This window comes from Paenibacillus sp. 1SOY10 (assembly GCF_056836745.1).
Window position 1 is genome coordinate 282,300 of the sequence record NZ_JBXENK010000003.1, and the last position, 19,269, is coordinate 301,568.

Here is a 19,269-nt window from a genome sequence, read left to right on the forward strand (position 1 = left end):
GGAAGCTTAGATGAGTCATACATCCGAACGCAAGGCGGAGCATATCAGGCTTTGCCTGGAGGAGCAGGTCAATGCAGAGGGGATACGTTCCGGATTTGAGCAGTACCGATTTCGTCATCAGGCATTGCCTGAGCTGGATTTCGCTGAAGTCCATATGAAGACCGTATTCTTAGGAGCCTCTCTGCGAACACCACTCCTGATCAGCTCCATGACCGGTGGCAGCAAGCTGGCAGGCGAGATTAATGCAAGGCTGGCGGAGGCCGCTGAGCGGCGCGGTTGGACGCTGGCCGTCGGGTCCGTGCGAGCAGCTGTTGAGCATGGTGACCTGGCGCCTACCTTTAACGTCAGACGGTTAGCACCATCCATCCCTATCATTGCTAATCTGGGGGCGGTGCAGCTTAATTATGGATATGGGCCTGATGATTGCCGCCGGGCGGTGGAGATTGTCGGTGCGGATATGCTGGTCCTGCATCTGAATAGCTTGCAGGAGGTGTTCCAGCCGGAGGGGAATACGAACTTCAGCGGCCTGTTGAGCCGTATTGAGCGTGTGTGCCGAGAGTTGCCCATTCCCGTAGGCATCAAAGAGGTCGGCTGGGGCATTGACGGTGTGACGGCCAGAAGGCTGCGTGAGGCGGGAGCGGCCTTTATCGATGTTGCCGGAGCCGGAGGCACCTCGTGGAGCCAGGTCGAGAAGTTCCGCGGTAGCGATGCCGTTCGCCGGGCCGCGGCTGAGGCCTTTGCCGATTGGGGGATCCCTACGGCTGAATGTATTCGCGAAGTGCGGGCGGTTTTGCCGGATGCTGCATTAATTGGCAGCGGGGGGCTTAATACAGGCGTAGATGCAGCCAAGGCTCTGGCCTTGGGGGCGGATCTGGCCGGTTTCGGCAGAGCCTTGCTGGAGCCTGCGGTGCACTCCGAGGAAAGGCTGGACATGCTGCTGGAGCGTGTGGAGTTGGAGCTACGCACAGCCATGTTCGGTATCGGTGCTGGAAGCATTGGCGAGCTGAAGAACACGTCAAGGCTGATCCGCAGAGAGTAGCGGTGGACAAAGTTCGTATTTGGTCCAAACTCGCAGTGAAAGGGTTTGGGTGGTTTATAAGGAGGGATGAGTATGAAACCTTCATGGTGGGTCTGGAGTTCGAGAACATGGGTCATTACGGGGCTTGGAGCGCTCTTGTATTGGGCGACAAGCTGGATAGGTATTCCCATTACATCGACCGTTGAATTGAGACCGGGAATTGCGTTGCTGTCCGTACTGGGGGCGTTATTTGGCCCGGTAGTCGGTTTTATTGCAGGGTTTGTGGGACATGCAATGAACGACTTGATGATGGATGGAACCGTATGGTGGGGATGGGCGCTGGGATCAGGGATGACTGCAGCGTTCATGGGGCTTATTTTCCTGTACAATGACTTCGATGCGCATGAGGGAATGATGGAGAAGCGACACCTGATTCGGTTTGTCCTTTATGGTACAGTGGGCATTTTCGTGTCACTCCTGTTCTCCGGGGTATTTGATGCCTTGGTGCTGAGGGAACCGCTGGGTAGTCTCGTAGAGCAGGTCATTTGCGCCGGGGTTGCTAATGTGGGGGTGTTTCTGATTGTAGGTCTGCCCGCCGTTTGGGCTTATGCCAAGCGCAATCGTGGACATATCCAGTCGAGCCCAGAATAGATATGACAAATCAGGAAGCAGGGGACAGAATGGTTAAGCTGAATCGCATGAACGAATTGGAATACCAATTATTTCTTGATCGTTCCATACAAGATTACGCAGAAGATAAAGTAACAGCGGGTACCTGGAAGGAGGAAGACGCCCTTAGACTCGCCCGGGAAGCCATGGAGCAATATTTGCCGAATCAACAGCATACGCAAGGGGCGCATCTGTTCACGGTACGGGTCGCAGATAGCGATACGCCCATCGGACACCTGTGGTTCAATGTAGTGGAGAAGGAAGGCACCCGCTACGCATTTATTTACGATATTCTAATCGATGATCCCTTTCAGGGCCAAGGTTATGGTCAGGCGACGATGCAGGCGTTAGAACACGAGGTTCGCGCACAGGGATTGGATCGGATCTCCTTGCATGTGTTCGGACATAATGAACGGGCTTTTCGTTTGTACCAGAAGGTGGGATACGTGATCACAGACATTACCATGAGCAAATATCTGGATGATGTCTAAGTATCCTTGAAATATATTCGATGTATCGTTACTATGGTTGAAGGAAGAATGAGCAATTACATGAATAGGAGTTGTCAAACATATGGCTTTAAAAGCAGGAATAGTTGGGCTTCCCAACGTGGGCAAGTCTACACTGTTTAACGCGATAACCCAGGCGGGGGCTGAATCCGCAAATTACCCGTTCTGTACGATTGACCCTAACGTGGGTGTGGTTGAGGTACCGGATGAACGGCTTGATAAACTGACGGAACTGGTTACGCCTAACCGTACAGTGCCCACGGCTTTTGAATTTGTTGATATCGCAGGTTTGGTACGCGGGGCAAGTAAGGGCGAAGGACTGGGCAACAAATTTTTGGCTCATATTCGCGAAGTGGATGCAATCGTCCATGTGGTTCGTTGCTTCGAAGACGAGAACATTACTCATGTTGATGGACATATCGATCCGATCAGCGACATCCAGACGATTAACCTGGAATTGATCTTGGCTGATGTGGAAAGTGTCGAGAAGCGGATTGAGCGCTCGCGTAAAAATATGAAGGGCGGCAATAAGCAATACGCACAGGAAATTGAGGTACTCGAACGGATCAAGGACGCTTTGTATAATGATCAGCCAGCGCGAAGCGTGGAACTGACCGATGATGAGAAGCAAATCGTACGCGATTTGCATCTATTAACCTTGAAGCCGATTTTGTATGCGGCCAATGTGAGTGAAGAAGGCGTGACGGATGCTGATAACAATCCGTATGTACAGAAGGTGAAGGAATTTGCTGCTGCCGAAGGGGCTGAGGTTGTACCTATCAGCGCCAAGGTGGAAGCGGAAATTGCTGAGCTTGAAGGCGAAGACAAGGCGATGTTTCTGGAAGAACTGGGACTTAGCGCTTCGGGTCTGGACCGTTTGATCCAGGCTGCTTACCGTCTGCTTGGATTGTATACGTATTTCACGGCGGGTGTACAGGAGGTTCGCGCCTGGACCATTCGCAGAGGAACCAAAGCTCCGGGAGCAGCCGGTGTTATCCACACGGACTTTGAACGTGGCTTCATTAGGGCTGAAGTTGTATCTTATGAGGATCTTGCGGCAGCCGGGTCCATGAATGCAGCACGTGAGCGTGGCCAACTGCGTCTTGAAGGCAAAGAGTATGTGGTGCAGGACGGCGATGTCATGCACTTCCGTTTTAACGTCTAGTTCGGAAGTCGCGATATTTCCATTCGTCCGATGATTGGTAATAAATTTCTTGTTTTTTCTGTAAAATCATGATTATACTTAAGCAACTTAGTACACTTTTTAGGGGGAGTTTTAGTGAGTATGGATTACGCATTATCCCGCAAGACTCAATTGGATACCCGCGAATTATTGCTGCTGGATTCCGAGGTTAAGAACTATGGCAAGAACATGGTAGTAGCCTACATCTTGTGGTATTTCCTGGGCATGTTCGGCGGACACCGCTTTTATATGGGTCGCACCGGTTCAGCGGTAGCTCAACTCGTATTGTCGATTACAGTAATTGGTATGATTGTTACTTCTATCTGGTGGATCGTGGATGCCTTCCTGGTGCATACCTGGGTGAAGGATCACAATGCTCAATTGGAGAACCGTGTAATTGATCGCATCTTTGCTGACCGGGGCAGATCTCCGGAGTTCCCTATTTAATGACGTATAGCAAAAGCGATTTATCCACCACTGAGATGATGCTGTTGAACTCGGAGATGAATAAGCGGGAGAAATCTCTGGTTCTGGCTTACTTGATGTTATTGGCCGGTCACTTGGGGGTACACCGTTTCTATATGAAACGAATTGCCTCGGGAATTCTACAACTTTGTTTATTTGTGTTGGTCCTTGTTTTCTATTTTATCTTCCTGATTACCTTCGAGATTGAGAGTTATAATTCGCCTGACACGATGTATTTCATGGTTTGGATGGTTGCCTTTCTCGTAATGGGGTTGGGTTTGACGGTTTGGGTCATCGTAGATGCTTGTCTGTTGCCACGCATGGTACGAACCTGGAACGAGCGATTGGAGCAATCGTTAGTCTCACAAATCATATCCCACCGTACGGGGGCAGACAACAAGATTTAATCGATTTGCTGCGGGATTGTAAATAAGGATAGAGGGATGCCGAGAGCTTCAACATTATGTTGAGGCTCTCGGCTTTTTGTCGTGGTAAGGTTCAGGCGAACGTGGTGATCGCTCGGCGGAGAGGTGAAGCTGTACGGTGAATACACAGCAGGCGAGCAGCAATGCGCCGACTAGCAGGAAGGAGGCTTGCAGACTCACAAAGGCGGTGAAGAAGCCAAATAACAGAGGGTCCATCAACTGGGCGGCCCGGTTAGACATCAGCCGCAGGCCAATGCCCAAACCGCGCTCCTCTGGCGCGGTGGAATGAGCGATCATCGATAGGGTTAACGGCTGGTTGATGCCCAGAGCGAGCCCTGTGATGAACACAAGTGCTGCGATGCCGTAGAAATTGCTAAGTAATGGGGCGATGAACAACAGCAGCAGGGAGACGGCATAGGTCAAGGTTAGCATCCAGCCAAAGCTCAGTCTGGCCATAAGCCGAGGATAGAGGGGGCGGACAAATAAGGCGGACACTGCGCCGATGGATATGAGCAATCCAACCTTGGTGTTGGAGATACCTAGAGACTCCAGGTGCAGCGGCAGATAGGCTGTACGCACATCGACGATGAATAAAGAGATGAAGGTTGTTAGCAAAATAACGGCGAAGCTACGGTTGCGGAGCAGTCCGAGACACTGGCCGAGCCAGCGCCGGATTTTCTCAAACGTGTTCTCCAGCGGCAACAGATAGGCGCTTTGCCCTACTCTGGAAGACAGAGTCGAAGGTGCTTCATCCCGGCATTGCCAGGATGTGAAGATGAGCAGTACGCTGGTCAGGATATATCCGGCAAACACCATTTTATAGCCGAAATGGTCAGCCAAATAGCCAGAGAGGATGGGTGCGAGCATCTGGCCAATCGCCATGTACAAAGAGAAGGTAGCGAAGCGGCTTTCATTGCCTTGGACAGGCCCCTCCGTAATTAGCACCTGTACGGCCAGCCAGACCGCCATCTGACCAAGACCAGCCAGCAGTTGAGCTAGGGCCAGTGTCCAGGGGCCACCTGAAATCCAGTACAATAAGCCGCTGCCCAGCATCATAAACGAACCGACGCGCAGAACATTGGACCGGCCAAAGCGGTCAGCAATGAATCCGCCGGGAATAGCGGCGAGCATAGGTAGCAGGGCATAGACGGCAAGCACAATGCCAATGGATAATCCCTGCAAGCCCAGCGAGGCGGCATACAAGGTGATGATGGGTCTGGTTAGCGAGAACGCGAACCAGTATAGGCCGCAGGAGATGGATACCCAGATGAAATTACGGTGATTAGCGGGAACGGGTGATGTTGGTTGCAGCATATAAGCGGCCCCCTTGGCGAATTGACGTTATGGGATAACAAAAGCGGAGTTCCCAGGGGCTCTGGGCTCCGCTTTGCTTCCTTCCTTGGACTTGGGTTACACGGTGGCATTGGACTGGCTGGCCGGGAAGTCGATCTTGCTGTCATGCAGTCCTTTCTCCGTTTGCTTCAGATAGTTCACAGCTTCCTCGGTGCTGACCATGTCGGCATACTTGGCATTCATGTCGAACAGGTTGATGGCATGGGACGCTTCCCCACGGTCAAAGGTACATTCTTCAACGACGCCGACATAGTAGTTATAAGAGAAGGCGTCGATGACTCCGGCCCTTACGCATCCACCCGTCGTAGTACCGCAGATGAGCAGGGTGTCGATGCCAAGGTCGGTGAGATATCCGATCAGTGGCGTACCATGGAAAGGTGAGGGCTTCAACTTCTCGATGACGATGTCTTCTGGCCGAGGCGCAATCTCGCGCACGATCTCGTTGCTTCCGTATCCGGCAATGGTCTCGACTTCGGAGGAGCGGGTATTCTTCCTGCGCCAGCCACCAGCATCAAATCCATCGGGACGGCGATCAACACCGGTGGTGTAGAAGATCGGGATGCGTTGGTGCCGGGCGGCTTGCAGGAGCTTCTGGATGTAAGGAATGGCTTCCCAGGCGGCTTCACCACAGCTATTACGCCAGTGCTTGACCGAATCCAGAATCGGTTCCTTCTCATGTCCACAAAATCCGTAGCTGACATCAATCACCAGCAGGGCGGGGCGCTGGCCAAAGCCAGCCTTGGCGTCATAACCGGCACTACCGAATACTTGCTTATCACGATCCGTCAAAAAGCGGTCCCATACTTTCATATTGATACAGCCTCCTTAATAGTGCGTGTTCAAAAAGTCGGGTTTTCAGGACCAAGAAGGTTGGATGAAGCTAGGGACTGAGTAGCGGAGCGTACGTATTGGGTACGTGAGCAACGGAAGTCCCGGCTGAATTCAAGATTCGATGTCGAACCTGCTTCTCGAACTGCTTCGTTCTGGAAAGATGACTTTTTGAACAACCTTTAATAGTGTGGTGAATTTGAGTTATTTAACAAATTGGGTGTCTACAATGTCGCTATAGCCGATGTTCTCATCCTTCAGCAAGCCGGCAGCCCGGACAACGGATAGCCCTGTAGCGACAGATTCTTCGGTGATTTGGCCGGAATACTCCCACATTTCATCCTCGTAAGACCGGTCGATCGTGGCCTCGAGCAACTCCTGAGACATGGTCGGAAATTCCAGCTTGGCAATCTCCATGCTTTCTTCCTTGTTGTCGCGTATGAATTCCAACCCCTTATGGATGCCTTCTACAAACTTCTCAACGGTGTCGGGGTCATTTGTAATGTTGTCCAACTTGATATTAATCGTGGAATAGGCGTACGGCCCAAGCTCCTGCGGAACATTGTAGAACGGCTCGCCCCAGATGCCTTCCTCGATGCCTTGCGTCAACAGAGGTTCGGTCACGACGGCCACATCCCCTTGACTTTGCTGCAATACGGCAGGGATGGCTCCATTATCGACTTCCTTGAGCATCAGGTCCTTGTTCAGTTCCATTCCCCATTCGCCAGCCAAGTAACGGATGATCGAGTTGGGCGTTCCGCCGTATTGGGATACAGCAACGGTCTTGCCCTTCATAAAGGCGGCGATATCTGTGCCGGGGTCCAGATCAGACCTTGCTACCAGGTATACGTTGCCACGGTTTACGATGTTGACGATGGCCCGAAGTTCGGCTCCCTTGGCTTTGGCAAAGGCATTATGCTCAGGGCCGCCGATGAAGCCAAAGGCCTGGTCGGTCAAGACGGCATTGGTATGCGCGCTTCCGCCGGAGAGGGTTACTGCCTTAACGCTCAGGCCGTCAAACAGATTTTTGCGAATGGCGATGTATAGTGGCAAGTAACCGGTGCTGTGAACGGGCTCGGCTATCGTCAACTCCTTAACGGAAGTGGAGCCACCTGCGTTGCTGGCTTCTGCGCCTCCAGCCGAAGCCTCTGCTGGGGGAGTTGCCGGATTCGGTGTGGCATTGCTGCCGCATCCTGCAATAAGTGTGATGATTAGCCCAATGGCAAGTAGCCAAACGTGACGAGCAAATAATGAGCGTTGATTCATGATAGTTCCCCCTCCATATCCGCGTGTTCTCTTTATGTGCGAGTTTGTGAACAACCTATTTATGATTTATTTATGGGTGAAGCCCTTGAGCAAATACCCTTCCAGCTTGCCAACCAGGATGTACAGCAGCATGGACAGGATAGACAAGTTAAAGATATTCGCCCAGATCAGGCTGATCTCGTAGGTTTGTCCGGCATAGAAGATCATTCGGCCCAGGCCTCGCTCGGAGCCGATATATTCGCCTACGATAGCCCCTGTGAGCGCCAACCCAATATTGATACGCAGGGCGGAGATCATCGCGGGGATGGCCGTTGGAACGATAACCTTACTGAATACTTGCATCCTGGAAGCGCCCAGAGAATACACCATGCGAACCAGGTCTTTGTCAACGCTGCGCACCCCGTTGTAAGTGGTCAGGGTAGTAATGACAACGGTAATGGCGAAGCCCATGGCTACCTTGGAGCCCATGCCGATTCCGAACACCAGCACGATGATGGGAGCAAGGGCCAGCTTGGGCATGGCTTCAAACATAATAATGAACGGTTCGAAGATACGGGCGTAATATTTGGACCACCAGAAGGATAATCCCAGCAGCGTGCCACCTGCGGTTCCTAGCAAGAACCCATACACGGTGGAGCGGAAGGTATAGAAGGTGTCTTGCCAGACGGCTCCCGTCTGTACGCCGATCAACCAGGTGCGGGCGATCTCCGATGGCTGACTCCAGAAGAAGGAATTAACCAATCCCATACTGGCCCCCAGCTCCCACAGCAGAAGAACGGCGAGGAATAATGCGAGACGGCCAAGGTTGACCAGCCAGGGCTTGGGTGTAGACATTTCATACTTCAAGGCGTTGGTGCGCGTGCGGGGAGCGGAAGAATTCCTTAACTTGCTCAAGCTTCCCTTGCGTTCTACGACATCCTCACTTGGCATCGATGCTCACTCCTTTCTGTTTTGGCATTAAACGGCAGCTTCCTGCTGATACGCCTTGAGGGTTTCTTCGGATAGCGTGCGTAGCGCTTCTTCCTTCAATTGAGTGAATTCTGGCGAAGTAATGATCTGCGGCTTCCGTGGCCGAGGCAAGTCAATCATCAGATGCCGCTTGATCGTGCCTGGACGGGAGGTCATAATGTATACCTCATCAGAGAGGTAAATCGCTTCTTCCATGTCATGGGTGACGAAGAGAATCGTTTTTTGAAAGTCGTCCCAGAGGTCGAGCAGCCATTCCTGCATCATAGCCCGGGTCTGGGCATCCAGAGCGCCGAAGGGCTCATCCAGCAAAATGACATCCCGGTCATAAAGGATGGTGCGAAGTAGTGCAGCTCTCTGTCTCATGCCTCCGGAGAGTTGAGCGGGGAAATGATACTCAAACCCCTTAAGGCCATATTTGTGTAGCAGGGGCAGTGCCTTGGCTTTGGCCTCCCGTTTGGAAGTGCCTTGAATCTCCAAGCCAAGTATTACGTTGTCCAGAATCGTCCGCCAGGGCAGCAGCAGATCCTTCTGCAGCATGTAACCGGTGATGCCGGTTAGTCCATCGACACGGTTCCCGTTGACATAGATGGCTCCTTCCGTATTGTCGAGCAGTCCGGAGATGATATTAAACAAGGTAGACTTCCCGCACCCACTGGGGCCAACGATGCTGACAAAGCGGTGGTTGGGAATCCGCATATCAATCGGACCTAGTGCTTGAACCAGAGTGCCGTCTGCTGACGGATAGGTTTTGCTGATGTTCTCAAGCTCCATCTTGTAAGGGTTCATCTTCATCGCCACCTCCTTTGTGTTAAATATATAGTAGTATATATAACACAACCTGGGTGATAAGAGGTTTTTATGTTAGATAATATAACATTTATATTACATAATTATTGAGGGAGGATGAACGGAGTACTTTATTGATTCCCGTTATTGCGGAATTGATCTACTTGAGCGATAATGCCGGCTTGCAGATTGGGCAGTAAATTGAGGATTTGATCTGATGCGGAATGTGAATATACACAATAGAAGCTTTGTTGCAGGTGGATTTCAGGTAGGGAGATTTTTTCGATGGCGGCATCGCGGCCGGAAGGCCATAGAGAAGATACGGGCAGAAAGGAGCAGCCTGTCCCTTGTTCGACCATTTGGCGAATGACGTGCGAGGCGTCTACCTCAATCAGCTTTTGGGGGTACATGCGTAAGGGGGCAAATAGTTCATGCTCCAGCAGCTCTCGCAAAGGCATATGCCTTTTGAGCAAAATAAAGGGCACCTCCCCCAGATAGGTAGCAAGACTGCGGTAGCGAGGAAATGTGGGTTGTTTGGGTCCGATGAAGGCGAGAGGCTCTTCAAATAGCTTAACGCTGTGAAGCTGAGGGAGTGGTGAGAAGGTTTGGTTGATGAAGGAGATATCGAGTTCTTCCGAAGCCGTGCGCAGCGCCAGGTCCAGTGACTGGCCGGTGCTGATCTTCCATTCAATCAGAGAGGCTTGCTCCTTCATGGATTGTATAATGGAGGGAAGCATCACATGGGTCAGTGATTCGACGATACCGATACGCAGCTTCTTCTCCGTAGGTGGCGCTGATAGCGTGCGAAGGGATTCTTGCCCGGCTTCCAGGGCGCTTAGGGCATATTGGGCATAGAAGTAAAATTTGCGTCCGGCTTCTGTCAGGAATGCGCCCGAGCGTGTCCGGTGAAACAACGAAGCGCCTAGCTCGGCCTCCAGTCCTGCGATGCGAATGCTGACGGCAGGCTGTGTCAAAGCAACATAGTGGGCCGCCTTGCTCATGCTCTCTGTCTCGGCTACGGCAATAAATACTTTCAGATCCAACATGTCCACGGGTGCTGCCTCCTCGCTTCTATTAAACATCCGGTTCAATAGTGTGAGATTATTTTACATGAAAACGTCGGGCGTGGCACTGGTTAAATTTCCCTCGAGTTAAGTTGAATTCTGCTCAAATTTGCCACGGAGGGACTGCTAACGCAGGGTTTAACTTAATTTCGCTTTTCTCTTCAATTCTCTTCAATACGTTACTTGAGTTAGCCCTACTGAAGTATTTAAGCGAAGTAATGAAGTATTATAGAAATCTTTGTACATGAGTGGGAAATCCTCCTGCTAATTTCAGTGAATAGGCTGATTTTGAGCATTTAGCGGGAAAAACTCCCTATAAATTCACACTTTGAGGCTGTTTCTGGCGATATGGTCGAAATTATATGGAGGAATTCCAGTTAATTGTTTGCTGATGGGGAAAATGTGGATTTTAGCTGGAACATTTCCCGCTAATTTAATGAGGGGCGGCACGATAGGCGATAATATGTTAGGTGATTTATTCAAGTGCCATATTAGGTGCCGCATAGTTATTCTGAAATGCAAGTTTCATTCCCTTTATCCATGTCTCAGGCTCCGTCGCTCAGCAGGTGTTATATAAAATATCTTGGAGAAGTCGACCATGGGGGAGCTATTCATTTCCCGTATTTTATGCTATAATAAAAAGTCGTTTACCCCGGTTTATTGAAGAATTATTAGTGGAAGAATTATTGTGAAATGTGAAGAGAGGTGACTTCCCTTGTTGGACCGACTACAATCCCTGGCCGACCGTTATGAGAAGCTCAGCGAGCTGCTTTGTGATCCGGATGTGGCGAATGATTCGAAGAAGCTTCGGGATTACTCCAAAGAACAATCGGATTTGCAGCCGGCTTATGAGGCGTTTGTTGAATATAAGCATGTCATTGAAGAGCTGGATGCGGCAAAGGCAATGCAAGCCGAGAAGCTGGATGATGAAATGCGTGAAATGGTTAAAATGGAGATTGAGGAATTGAGTGCACGCCATCAGGAACTCGAAGAGAAGATTCGTGTGCTGCTGCTTCCCAAAGATCCAAATGATGAGAAGAACGTGATTGTGGAAATTCGTGGTGCTGCCGGTGGAGACGAAGCGGCGTTGTTTGCTTCTGATCTGTACCGGATGTATACGCGTTATGCCGATTCCCAAGGCTGGCGTGTCGATATTATGGATATGAACGAAAGTGACCTGGGCGGCTTTAAGGAAGTGATCTTCATGATCAACGGACGCGGAGCCTACAGCAAGATGAAGTATGAGAGCGGCGCGCATCGCGTGCAGCGTATCCCGACGACGGAATCGGGTGGACGGATTCATACCTCTACCTCCACAGTTGCGGTGCTGCCGGAAGTGGAAGATGTGGATATCGAGATTATGGATAAGGATATCCGGGTGGACACCTTCTGTTCCAGTGGTGCAGGTGGACAATCGGTTAACACTACCAAGTCGGCGGTGCGGGTGACACATATTCCGACAGGTATCGTAGCGACTTGCCAGGATGGCAAGTCGCAGAACTCCAATAAGGAGAAGGCCCTGCAAGTGCTTCGCGCCCGGATCTTCGACCTTAAGCGTCAGGAAGAGGAAGCGAAGTATGCTGGCGAACGGAAGAGTAAGGTGGGTACCGGTGACCGCAGTGAGCGGATCCGGACCTATAATTTCCCGCAAAGTCGGGTAACCGATCACCGTATCGGATTAACCTTGCATAAGCTGGATCAAGTCATGAACGGCGAGATTGAAGATATCGTGTTGGCGTTGACGATTGCGGAGCAGGCTGATCTGATGGATAAAGGAGAATAAGACGATTGAACAGTGAAGGCTACCGGTTATCCGGAACAGTCACCATTTGGGAAGCCCGTAAAGAGGCTTCTTCTTTTTTAGCTGCGGTCGGTATTGCGGAGCCAGATTCCAACGCCGAATTGCTGCTTCGCCATGTGCTGGGACTTGAGGGGGCGGCTTATCTCGCCGCCCTGCGTGATCCTTTCCCGGCGGAGCGCAGAGACGCCTGGGAGGCGGTCATCCGCCGCAAAGCGGCGGGCGAGCCAGCGCAGTATATTATCGGGGAACAGGAGTTTTACGGATTGACCTTTCAGGTCAATTCGGCGGTGCTGATCCCCCGGCCCGAGACGGAGCTGCTCGTGGAGCGAATCGCGCTTGAAGGCGATTCGTTGTGGCCTGGCGGCACGCCCCGCGCCGCCGATATCGGCACCGGCAGCGGCGCGATTGCCGCCGCGCTGGCTTCCCTGCGCCCGGCGTGGCACGTCGCGGCGAGCGATATCTCGCCGGACGCCCTGGCGGTGGCTCAGGCCAATGTCCGGCGGCTTGGCCTTGCCGTCACGTTCAAGCAGGGGAATCTGCTTGAACCGTTCGCTGGCCAGCCGTTGGACATCCTGGTGTCGAATCCGCCGTATATTCCGGCGGAGGAAATCACGCACCTTCAGCCGGAGGTGCGTGATTACGAGCCTCGCGGCGCGCTGGACGGTGGGCCGGACGGCCTCTCGCCCTACCGGATCATGATGGCGCAGCTTGCCTTGTTGCCTCAGCCGCCTCGCTTGATCGGCTTCGAGCTTGGCATGGGCCAGGCCGGGGCGGTGGCTGACCTGCTCCGCGCCTCCGGGCACTGGGACGAAATTATTACTGTGCCCGATTTGGCAGGCATCGACCGCCATGTGCTGGGCGTGGCCCGGAACAAGATGTAGCTGTAGTTGATCAGTAGATGATTGTCCGGAAATCTAGCTGATTATCCCGAAAACCTCAAAAAAATGGATGAATCTCCTCAATCAAATGTCGCTAACCACTATGAAATAGTTTCATAGAATGTGGTATAACCCGAAAGGAGGAGATTCAACATGCCTGTTACTTTCACACTGCCTTATACGCAAGGCGCCGGAGTGGGGCAAGGGTATTTCGTAGCCCCTGATCCGCTGGGTGTCGCCGGGGTTGTCACAATCACGGCAACGGCGGGGAATGTGGAGCTTCGTATTACTCGTTATAATGCTCCTAGCTTCATCCAGCCGGTAGCTGCTGGCAGCACGTTCTCTGTTGGACTTGACAAAATTCAGACCATTGGAGTGTTTGCGGTTACCGCTGCTACGGGAGTGGTGACTTTAACTACTACGGTGTCAGCCTTGTAGTGCTTTACAGGACTTCCGCATGAAGCCTGATACGCAACCCCCGGGTTTGCGTATCGCCTAGTGCAACCTTCCTTGCGCGCCCCCTTTCTATCCCGAGGTTTCTTATTGGACGCCGATGATCCATATCGGCGTTCTTTTTTTATTTGGCAGGAGGAGCAACCATTTGTGCTTTAGCTCCGTATCTCTTAAAGTAGAGATGCGGGAAGTTTAAGCCGAGCAAGCTGGAAAGTCTGCTGATCGACTTGAAGAAAAGAGGGCTTGTCATGCTGAACAAACTGAAGAAAATTGATTACACCATCGTGTTTATCCTTGTGCTACTGATGGGGATCAGCATTGCTGTGCTGTACAGTGCGACATCGAATACAGCGTATCATGGTTATCATTTGCGGATGCTGGTGTATTATCTGATCGGCCTCGCTGTGTTTTTCGGCGTTTCTTTGCTGGATTACCGCCTGGTCATCAAATATGCTCCTTATTTATATCTGTTTGGCTTTGGGCTGCTACTGGTAGTCATGTTCGTTGGTAATACGTATTACAATGCCAAGGGATGGCTAACCATCCCGATCATTAAGCAAAGCTTCCAACCGGCTGAGTTCTTCAAGCTACTGTTGGTTATCTTCCTGGGCTTCATGCTGCTGCGCAAGCGCAAGCCTCGTCTTGCCTTCTGGCGTGATGTCGTTCCAGTCTGTCTCATGACGTTTATTCCGTTCGTGGCCGTTATGGCGCAAAACGATTTGGGGAACGCACTGAGCTACGTCGTTATTCTTGCCGGGATGCTCTGGATTGGCAACATCAAATACATGCACGCTCTGATTGCCATTGTCATTTTTGCCGGGTCCGTCATTGGCGGAATTACCGCTTATAAAACGTATCACGACCAAGTGTATGATTTCTTTGTAGAGATTGGCCGGGAACACTGGATTAGCCGGATTGATCCATGGCTGATTCCGGAGAAGGCAACGGAAGACGCGGCCTACCATACCCGTAACGCCAAGCTGGCGATTGCCTCTGGTGGGATGACCGGGGAGGGTTATATGAAGGGGGAAATGGTACAGTCCGAGCGTGTGCCGCTGACGTATTCTGACTCCATCTTTGTTGTCATTGCCGAGGAATTCGGCTTTATCGGCAGTTCGGCGCTGTTGCTGCTTTATTTTGTGCTAATCCATCGACTTATTCTGATCTCCCTGGAATGCCGGGATACTGGTGGGCCCTACTTAATCGTGGGTATTGTAGCTATGCTGCTGTATCAAATTTTTGAGAATGTCGGTATGTTTATCGGTTTGATGCCGCTGACAGGGATTACTTTGCCCTTTATCAGCCATGGTGGGACCTCGCTCTTGATTAATATGGCCAGCATCGGTATTGCGATGAGTATACGCATCTACGGCCATGAGAAGGAAGAGGAGAAGCACATGCACAGACCACGTTATTCCCTGAGATCGCAGGGGCGTCCAGAGGGGCAACATTAGAAGCGTGACTAGAAGCATGTCTAACGCGTTGGAGTTACTATAACGCTGGTCTGAGGCTGTAACCACCAGGCAGGCAGGTGCCTCAAATACCTTATTTTTCACGTGGCAGGCTTAGGTTTTTCACAAGATTAGTCAAAAGAAAGGTTACGCCGAAAAAAATAGTAGATTTGTAGTTTCATAGGTTTAGGGCTCTCTTAGGCGGGCATACTGATAGACATCAGCCGCTGAAATACCGTTTTACAGGTTAAGGAGAGCACAGGTCATGGGGAACGCCAAATCCGTTTATCAGAAAGTTGCACTTTTCTTTTTTAGTCTTGTTATGCTGGTCATGTCCTGGGAAGGGCAAATGGTCGATACCGCCGCTGCGGCGGAGTCTACAGGAGTTATTCCGCAAAATTCCATTCGCTTGCGCATTCTGGCGAACTCGGATGGGGCTGGAGATCAAGTGGTGAAGCGTCGCGTTCGCGATGCCGTTGTTGAGCAAATGAACGAATGGGTGGGCCAGCTTGATAATCCCCAAAGCCTGGGAGAGGCTCGCCGGGTCATTCGTGAGAATATGCCAGCGATCGAGGCGCAAATTGCCAAGACGCTGGAGGATAATGGGAAAAGCTATAGTTATAAAGTGGAGCTTGGCACGGTGCCGTTTCCGACGAAAATGTATGGTGGTGCTGTTTACCCAGCCGGGGATTACGAGGCGTTGCGCGTCACGCTTGGACAAGGTAAAGGCGCAAATTGGTGGTGCGTATTGTTTCCACCACTGTGCTTCATTGATGCGGGTAGCGGAGATGCGCTGGCTCAGAAGGATGCGGGAGTGGTTCAAGCTTCGGCAGACGCACCCTCCGGTACGATTCAGGCAGACCCGGAAGAGGCAGAAGTACGCTTCTTTCTATGGGACATGCTGGTGAAGCTGTGGGACTGGGTAGCGGGCTTGTTCTCTTAAAATGCTTGTTGGGGATGGACAGCGGAAGACTTCGCGTAACAGAGCCAACAAATCACAAAGCACCGTGCGCTGGGAGTAGCGCGCGGTGCTTTGTGGCATGACGGTGGTTAATTTCATGATGGTGGTTGCTTGAACTACATGTGGCAAAGCTGGTAAATGATATTGAGGATGATAAAAGGTGAAAGGTAACGGGGAAAAGGTAAATGTAGTACGTGAAATGGCGGGATATTCGTTCGAGGATACTTGCAGGTTAGAAGCGAGAAGGATTTAAACTTCACGGAGAATTGAGCGTGGGGCAAAGGGGAAAGGATTGTGAGAGACCGAGTGAGCACGCCTTGGCTTTAAAAAGGAAGATCACAGTTCGGAGGGGCATGGACTATTATTTACTACGAAATAAACTCAAACCAAACAATGGCTAACCACAGACCTCAAACCAAATCTCAAACCAAACCAGAAACCAAACCTCAAACCTGAACATCATCTAACCAGATGAACTGGAAGTCATAAACAACAAAATTGACAGGGGAGATGGGAGAAGTGATATGCAAAATGAAACTTGACGATGTTCTTGCACGCTAGTGGGAATTTCTCCTGCTAATTTGCGTAAATAGGCTGATTTTTGATGTTTAACTGGAAAAGCTCCCTATAAATCGGTATTTTAAGCCTGTTTCTGGGGATAGAGGCAATATTATATGGAGAAATTACCGCTAATTCAACATTATTGATAAATAACTAAAATTTAGTAGGATAATTTCCTGCTAATTGGTCATGCTTGCTGAGTAACTAAGATTTACCTGAAGGGACTTGCGGTTTAATAGGTGCTTTAGGACGTGCAAAAAAGTATTGTCGGCTTTGTTATTTGTGTTTCAGCTTGCCTAAAGCTTGTTTAGGGCTTGTTTCAATCTTCTTAAGTCTTCTTTAAATCCGGCATTTCATTGTTTGTTAGTTACTTTAGTTTTATATACGCCCTGTATCCCATGTGTAATTTGTGATTGAGGCGCTTTCCCTGGCTTGTTCGGTTATAATAGACCATATACTTTGATGTTTGGGATGAGAAATAATGAAGATCAACGAAGATTGGCTTAAGAGTGAGGAGCGAAAGAATGATAAGGGCTTGCCGCCTTTGACAGAGGGAGAACATAAGCATACTCGTTGGTGGACGCTGGGGGTAGGTGAGTCTGTTGCCGGCATGGTGGAGGAAGGGTATTCCGCTTCGGCTACAACGTTGGAGGGTGACGAGCGGGGTGCCTTGGCGGAAGCTGCTGGTCTTCTCGCGTCTGGCGGGACGGTGGCCTTCCCGACGGAGACTGTGTATGGGCTTGGTGCGGATGCGCGAAATACAGGGGCAGTGGAGGCGATCTTTGCCGCCAAGGGCCGCCCGTCAGACAACCCGCTGATCGTGCATATTGCCGACATTAGCCAGCTAGAGGGTCTCGTCACGGAGGTGAACGAAACGGCCAGGCGGCTGATGGAGGTGTTCTGGCCGGGGCCGCTGACACTGGTGCTGCCCGTGGCCCCCGGCGCCGTTTCGCCCCGCGTAACGGCGGGCTTGTCCACCGTGGCCGTGCGTATGCCGGACCACACGGTAGCGCTGCGGCTGATTGCCGCAGCGGGTTGCCCGGTGGCGGCGCCGAGCGCCAACCGGTCGGGGCGCCCGAGCCCCACGCTGGCGAGCCACGTGGGTGAGGACCTGGCCGGCCGCATTGACGGCATCGTCGACGGCGGGCCCACCGGGGTGGGCCTAGAATCGACGGTGGTGGACGCCGGCCGGGACGGGATCGTGACCGTGCTCCGCCCTGGCGGGATCACGGCAGAGCAACTCGCCCGCGCGACAGGCGCGGACGTGCGGCTGGACGCCGCCCTGCATCCGTCCGCGGATGCGGGCAGCGGCGAGGGCAGCCCGGCGCCACGCTCGCCGGGCATGAAGTACACCCACTACGCCCCGCGGGGGGTGCTGCGTGTGGTGCGCGGGTCCGCCGACAGGATGGCGGACCGCATCCGGGCCGAGCTCGCGGCGGCCGCGGCGCGCGGGGAGAAGACGGGGGTGCTCGCCTTCGACGAGCGCCTCCCGTCCTACCGCGCGGACTGCGCGCTCTCGCTCGGCCGCGAGTCTGAGCTGGAGACGGCGGCGCACCGTCTCTATGCAGCGCTCCGCCGCTTCGATGAATGCAGCGTCACTTACATTCTCGCCGAGTCCTGTCCTGAGGAGGGACTCGGCTCAGCCGTGATGAACCGGCTACTGAAAGCTGCCGGTCACCAGGTTATTGATGCCGGTGGATCATCATAGAAGCGGGGGGAGCAAGTAAGCCATGATCCAGATTGGGTTAAGCGGCTGGGGAGATCATGACGATCTATACCCTCCCCGGTTGCCCGCTAGAGATAAATTGTCTATGTACGCACGTTATTTTTCTATGGTAGAAGTAGACAGCTCCTTTTATGCCATCCAAAATCGGACGGTGTATGAACGCTGGCTTGCCGAGACTCCGAAGGATTTTACCTTTGTGATGAAGGCTTACCAGGGAATGACTGGACATATGCGTGGGAAGTCGCCATTTGCCACGCCGGGCGAGATGTTTCAGGCGTATCTTGATTCCGTTCAGCCAATGGTTGACGCGGGGCGCTTGAAAGCAGTGCTGTTTCAGTTTCCGCCATGGTTCGATTGTGTACCGGAACATATTCGGCAGCTTCGTGCTGTTCGCAAGTGGATGGGCGACCTGCCCCTGGCCTTGGAATTTCGCCACCAGAGCTGGTTCGCCTCCGGAACGAAAGAGCGTACCCTGGAATTCATGCGTGAGGAAGGCTGGATTCATGTTGTGTGCGATGAGCCTCAAATTGGCTCGGGTTCGGTCCCTACCGTACTACAGCCGACCTCTTCAATATTGACCCTGGTGCGGCTACACGGCAGGAATGCCGCAGGCTGGAGCCAAGGGAGCTCCCCGCGCTGGCGGGAGCTTCGCAATCTTTACCGTTATTCGCGCGAAGAATTGTTGGAATGGCAGGGGCAACTACAGGAGTTGCTTGCCAAGGGAACACGTGAGATTTGTATGGTATTCAACAATAACTCCGGCGGGGATGCTGCAGGTAATGCGCTGGAAATGCGCGAGATTCTTGGCATGCCACCCCGTGAGCTTCCTCCCCGGCAGATGGATTTGTTTGCTGGCTGGGAGACAGAGTAGGCTAATCAAGTCCAAGCCCTTTCTTTTAAAAG

The 19,269-nt window shown here is 52.1% G+C and carries 19 protein-coding genes; 13 read left to right on the forward strand and 6 right to left on the reverse strand.

Going from position 1 to position 19,269, the window contains the following annotated elements; genetic code table 11:
• Nucleotides 1–10: 10 nt before the first annotated feature.
• The 6 genes from fni to AC1VOR_RS12135 all read left to right on the forward strand — a co-directional run bounded on the left by fni (nucleotide 11) and on the right by AC1VOR_RS12135 (nucleotide 4,251).
• Entirely contained in the window at nucleotides 11–1,039 is a 1,029-nt protein-coding gene (fni, locus tag AC1VOR_RS12110) for a type 2 isopentenyl-diphosphate Delta-isomerase (protein ID WP_482618118.1), read from the forward strand.
• Between the two features lie 72 nt (nucleotides 1,040–1,111).
• The gene (locus AC1VOR_RS12115) at nucleotides 1,112–1,669 is read left to right on the forward strand and encodes an ECF-type riboflavin transporter substrate-binding protein (protein WP_482618120.1); all 558 of its coding nucleotides are present in this window, start codon (nucleotides 1,112–1,114) and stop codon (nucleotides 1,667–1,669) included.
• Between the two features lie 29 nt (nucleotides 1,670–1,698).
• Complete coding sequence (locus AC1VOR_RS12120) at nucleotides 1,699–2,178, forward strand: GNAT family N-acetyltransferase (protein WP_482618121.1); 480 nt, start codon at nucleotides 1,699–1,701, stop codon at nucleotides 2,176–2,178.
• Between the two features lie 82 nt (nucleotides 2,179–2,260).
• Entirely contained in the window at nucleotides 2,261–3,361 is a 1,101-nt protein-coding gene (gene ychF, locus AC1VOR_RS12125; RefSeq protein WP_059050085.1) for a redox-regulated ATPase YchF, read from the forward strand.
• A gap of 120 nt (nucleotides 3,362–3,481) precedes the next feature.
• A complete protein-coding gene (locus AC1VOR_RS12130) occupies nucleotides 3,482–3,826 on the forward strand; it encodes a TM2 domain-containing protein (protein ID WP_482618323.1) in 345 nt (114 codons plus the stop codon).
• The gene (locus AC1VOR_RS12135; RefSeq protein WP_482618123.1) at nucleotides 3,826–4,251 is read left to right on the forward strand and encodes an NINE protein; all 426 of its coding nucleotides are present in this window, start codon (nucleotides 3,826–3,828) and stop codon (nucleotides 4,249–4,251) included. The genes AC1VOR_RS12130 and AC1VOR_RS12135 overlap by 1 nt, the downstream gene beginning before the upstream one ends.
• A gap of 54 nt (nucleotides 4,252–4,305) precedes the next feature.
• Here the strand turns inward: AC1VOR_RS12135 and AC1VOR_RS12140 are convergent, their stop codons facing one another.
• The 6 genes from AC1VOR_RS12140 to AC1VOR_RS12165 form a co-directional block, all read right to left on the reverse strand.
• The gene (locus AC1VOR_RS12140) at nucleotides 4,306–5,583 is read right to left on the reverse strand and encodes an MFS transporter (RefSeq protein ID WP_482618125.1); all 1,278 of its coding nucleotides are present in this window, start codon (nucleotides 5,581–5,583) and stop codon (nucleotides 4,306–4,308) included.
• 96 nt (nucleotides 5,584–5,679) lie between these two features.
• Nucleotides 5,680–6,432 (reverse strand): isochorismatase family protein, encoded by a 753-nt coding sequence (locus AC1VOR_RS12145; protein WP_482618127.1) that lies wholly within the window; start codon nucleotides 6,430–6,432, stop codon nucleotides 5,680–5,682.
• A gap of 222 nt (nucleotides 6,433–6,654) precedes the next feature.
• On the reverse strand, nucleotides 6,655–7,716 hold the full coding sequence (locus AC1VOR_RS12150; protein WP_482618128.1) for an ABC transporter substrate-binding protein: 1,062 nt from the start codon (nucleotides 7,714–7,716) through the stop codon (nucleotides 6,655–6,657).
• A 66-nt stretch (nucleotides 7,717–7,782) separates the two neighbouring features.
• Nucleotides 7,783–8,646 carry an ABC transporter permease gene (locus tag AC1VOR_RS12155; protein ID WP_482618130.1) on the reverse strand — a complete coding sequence of 288 codons (864 nt, stop codon included), beginning with the start codon at nucleotides 8,644–8,646 and terminating at the stop codon, nucleotides 7,783–7,785.
• Nucleotides 8,647–8,673: 27 nt separating this feature from the next.
• Nucleotides 8,674–9,471, reverse strand: coding sequence for an ABC transporter ATP-binding protein (locus AC1VOR_RS12160; RefSeq protein WP_059050483.1), 798 nt, complete (start codon nucleotides 9,469–9,471; stop codon nucleotides 8,674–8,676).
• 131 nt (nucleotides 9,472–9,602) lie between these two features.
• Nucleotides 9,603–10,517, reverse strand: coding sequence for a LysR family transcriptional regulator (locus AC1VOR_RS12165; RefSeq protein WP_482618324.1), 915 nt, complete (start codon nucleotides 10,515–10,517; stop codon nucleotides 9,603–9,605).
• 733 nt (nucleotides 10,518–11,250) lie between these two features.
• Between AC1VOR_RS12165 and prfA the strand changes: the two genes are divergently transcribed.
• From prfA to AC1VOR_RS12200, 7 genes are all read left to right on the forward strand, one after another.
• Nucleotides 11,251–12,318 (forward strand): peptide chain release factor 1, encoded by a 1,068-nt coding sequence (gene prfA / locus AC1VOR_RS12170; protein WP_482618132.1) that lies wholly within the window; start codon nucleotides 11,251–11,253, stop codon nucleotides 12,316–12,318.
• Between the two features lie 5 nt (nucleotides 12,319–12,323).
• Entirely contained in the window at nucleotides 12,324–13,217 is an 894-nt protein-coding gene (gene prmC / locus AC1VOR_RS12175; RefSeq protein WP_482618133.1) for a peptide chain release factor N(5)-glutamine methyltransferase, read from the forward strand.
• Between the two features lie 150 nt (nucleotides 13,218–13,367).
• Nucleotides 13,368–13,652 (forward strand): hypothetical protein, encoded by a 285-nt coding sequence (locus AC1VOR_RS12180; RefSeq protein ID WP_059050076.1) that lies wholly within the window; start codon nucleotides 13,368–13,370, stop codon nucleotides 13,650–13,652.
• 263 nt (nucleotides 13,653–13,915) lie between these two features.
• A complete protein-coding gene (locus AC1VOR_RS12185) occupies nucleotides 13,916–15,121 on the forward strand; it encodes an FtsW/RodA/SpoVE family cell cycle protein (RefSeq protein WP_482618136.1) in 1,206 nt (401 codons plus the stop codon).
• Nucleotides 15,122–15,383: 262 nt separating this feature from the next.
• The gene (gene spoIIR / locus AC1VOR_RS12190) at nucleotides 15,384–16,061 is read left to right on the forward strand and encodes a stage II sporulation protein R (RefSeq protein WP_482618138.1); all 678 of its coding nucleotides are present in this window, start codon (nucleotides 15,384–15,386) and stop codon (nucleotides 16,059–16,061) included.
• Between the two features lie 1,060 nt (nucleotides 16,062–17,121).
• Complete coding sequence (locus tag AC1VOR_RS12195) at nucleotides 17,122–18,348, forward strand: L-threonylcarbamoyladenylate synthase (protein ID WP_482618140.1); 1,227 nt, start codon at nucleotides 17,122–17,124, stop codon at nucleotides 18,346–18,348.
• Between the two features lie 22 nt (nucleotides 18,349–18,370).
• Nucleotides 18,371–19,237 carry a DUF72 domain-containing protein gene (locus tag AC1VOR_RS12200; protein WP_482618142.1) on the forward strand — a complete coding sequence of 289 codons (867 nt, stop codon included), beginning with the start codon at nucleotides 18,371–18,373 and terminating at the stop codon, nucleotides 19,235–19,237.
• Nucleotides 19,238–19,269 lie beyond the last annotated feature (32 nt).

Coding starts and splice junctions, on each gene's coding strand:
- fni (WP_482618118.1), top strand. CDS start 11: ATGAGTCATACATCCGAACGCAAGGCGGAGCATATCAGGCTTTGCCTG.
- AC1VOR_RS12115 (WP_482618120.1), top strand. CDS start 1,112: ATGAAACCTTCATGGTGGGTCTGGAGTTCGAGAACATGGGTCATTACG.
- AC1VOR_RS12120 (WP_482618121.1), top strand. CDS start 1,699: ATGGTTAAGCTGAATCGCATGAACGAATTGGAATACCAATTATTTCTT.
- ychF (WP_059050085.1), top strand. CDS start 2,261: ATGGCTTTAAAAGCAGGAATAGTTGGGCTTCCCAACGTGGGCAAGTCT.
- AC1VOR_RS12130 (WP_482618323.1), top strand. CDS start 3,482: ATGGATTACGCATTATCCCGCAAGACTCAATTGGATACCCGCGAATTA.
- AC1VOR_RS12135 (WP_482618123.1), top strand. CDS start 3,826: ATGACGTATAGCAAAAGCGATTTATCCACCACTGAGATGATGCTGTTG.
- AC1VOR_RS12140 (WP_482618125.1), bottom strand. CDS start 5,583: ATGCTGCAACCAACATCACCCGTTCCCGCTAATCACCGTAATTTCATC.
- AC1VOR_RS12145 (WP_482618127.1), bottom strand. CDS start 6,432: ATGAAAGTATGGGACCGCTTTTTGACGGATCGTGATAAGCAAGTATTC.
- AC1VOR_RS12150 (WP_482618128.1), bottom strand. CDS start 7,716: ATGAATCAACGCTCATTATTTGCTCGTCACGTTTGGCTACTTGCCATT.
- AC1VOR_RS12155 (WP_482618130.1), bottom strand. CDS start 8,646: ATGCCAAGTGAGGATGTCGTAGAACGCAAGGGAAGCTTGAGCAAGTTA.
- AC1VOR_RS12160 (WP_059050483.1), bottom strand. CDS start 9,471: ATGAACCCTTACAAGATGGAGCTTGAGAACATCAGCAAAACCTATCCG.
- AC1VOR_RS12165 (WP_482618324.1), bottom strand. CDS start 10,517: ATGTTGGATCTGAAAGTATTTATTGCCGTAGCCGAGACAGAGAGCATG.
- AC1VOR_RS12180 (WP_059050076.1), top strand. CDS start 13,368: ATGCCTGTTACTTTCACACTGCCTTATACGCAAGGCGCCGGAGTGGGG.
- AC1VOR_RS12185 (WP_482618136.1), top strand. CDS start 13,916: ATGCTGAACAAACTGAAGAAAATTGATTACACCATCGTGTTTATCCTT.
- spoIIR (WP_482618138.1), top strand. CDS start 15,384: ATGGGGAACGCCAAATCCGTTTATCAGAAAGTTGCACTTTTCTTTTTT.
- AC1VOR_RS12195 (WP_482618140.1), top strand. CDS start 17,122: ATGAAGATCAACGAAGATTGGCTTAAGAGTGAGGAGCGAAAGAATGAT.
- AC1VOR_RS12200 (WP_482618142.1), top strand. CDS start 18,371: ATGATCCAGATTGGGTTAAGCGGCTGGGGAGATCATGACGATCTATAC.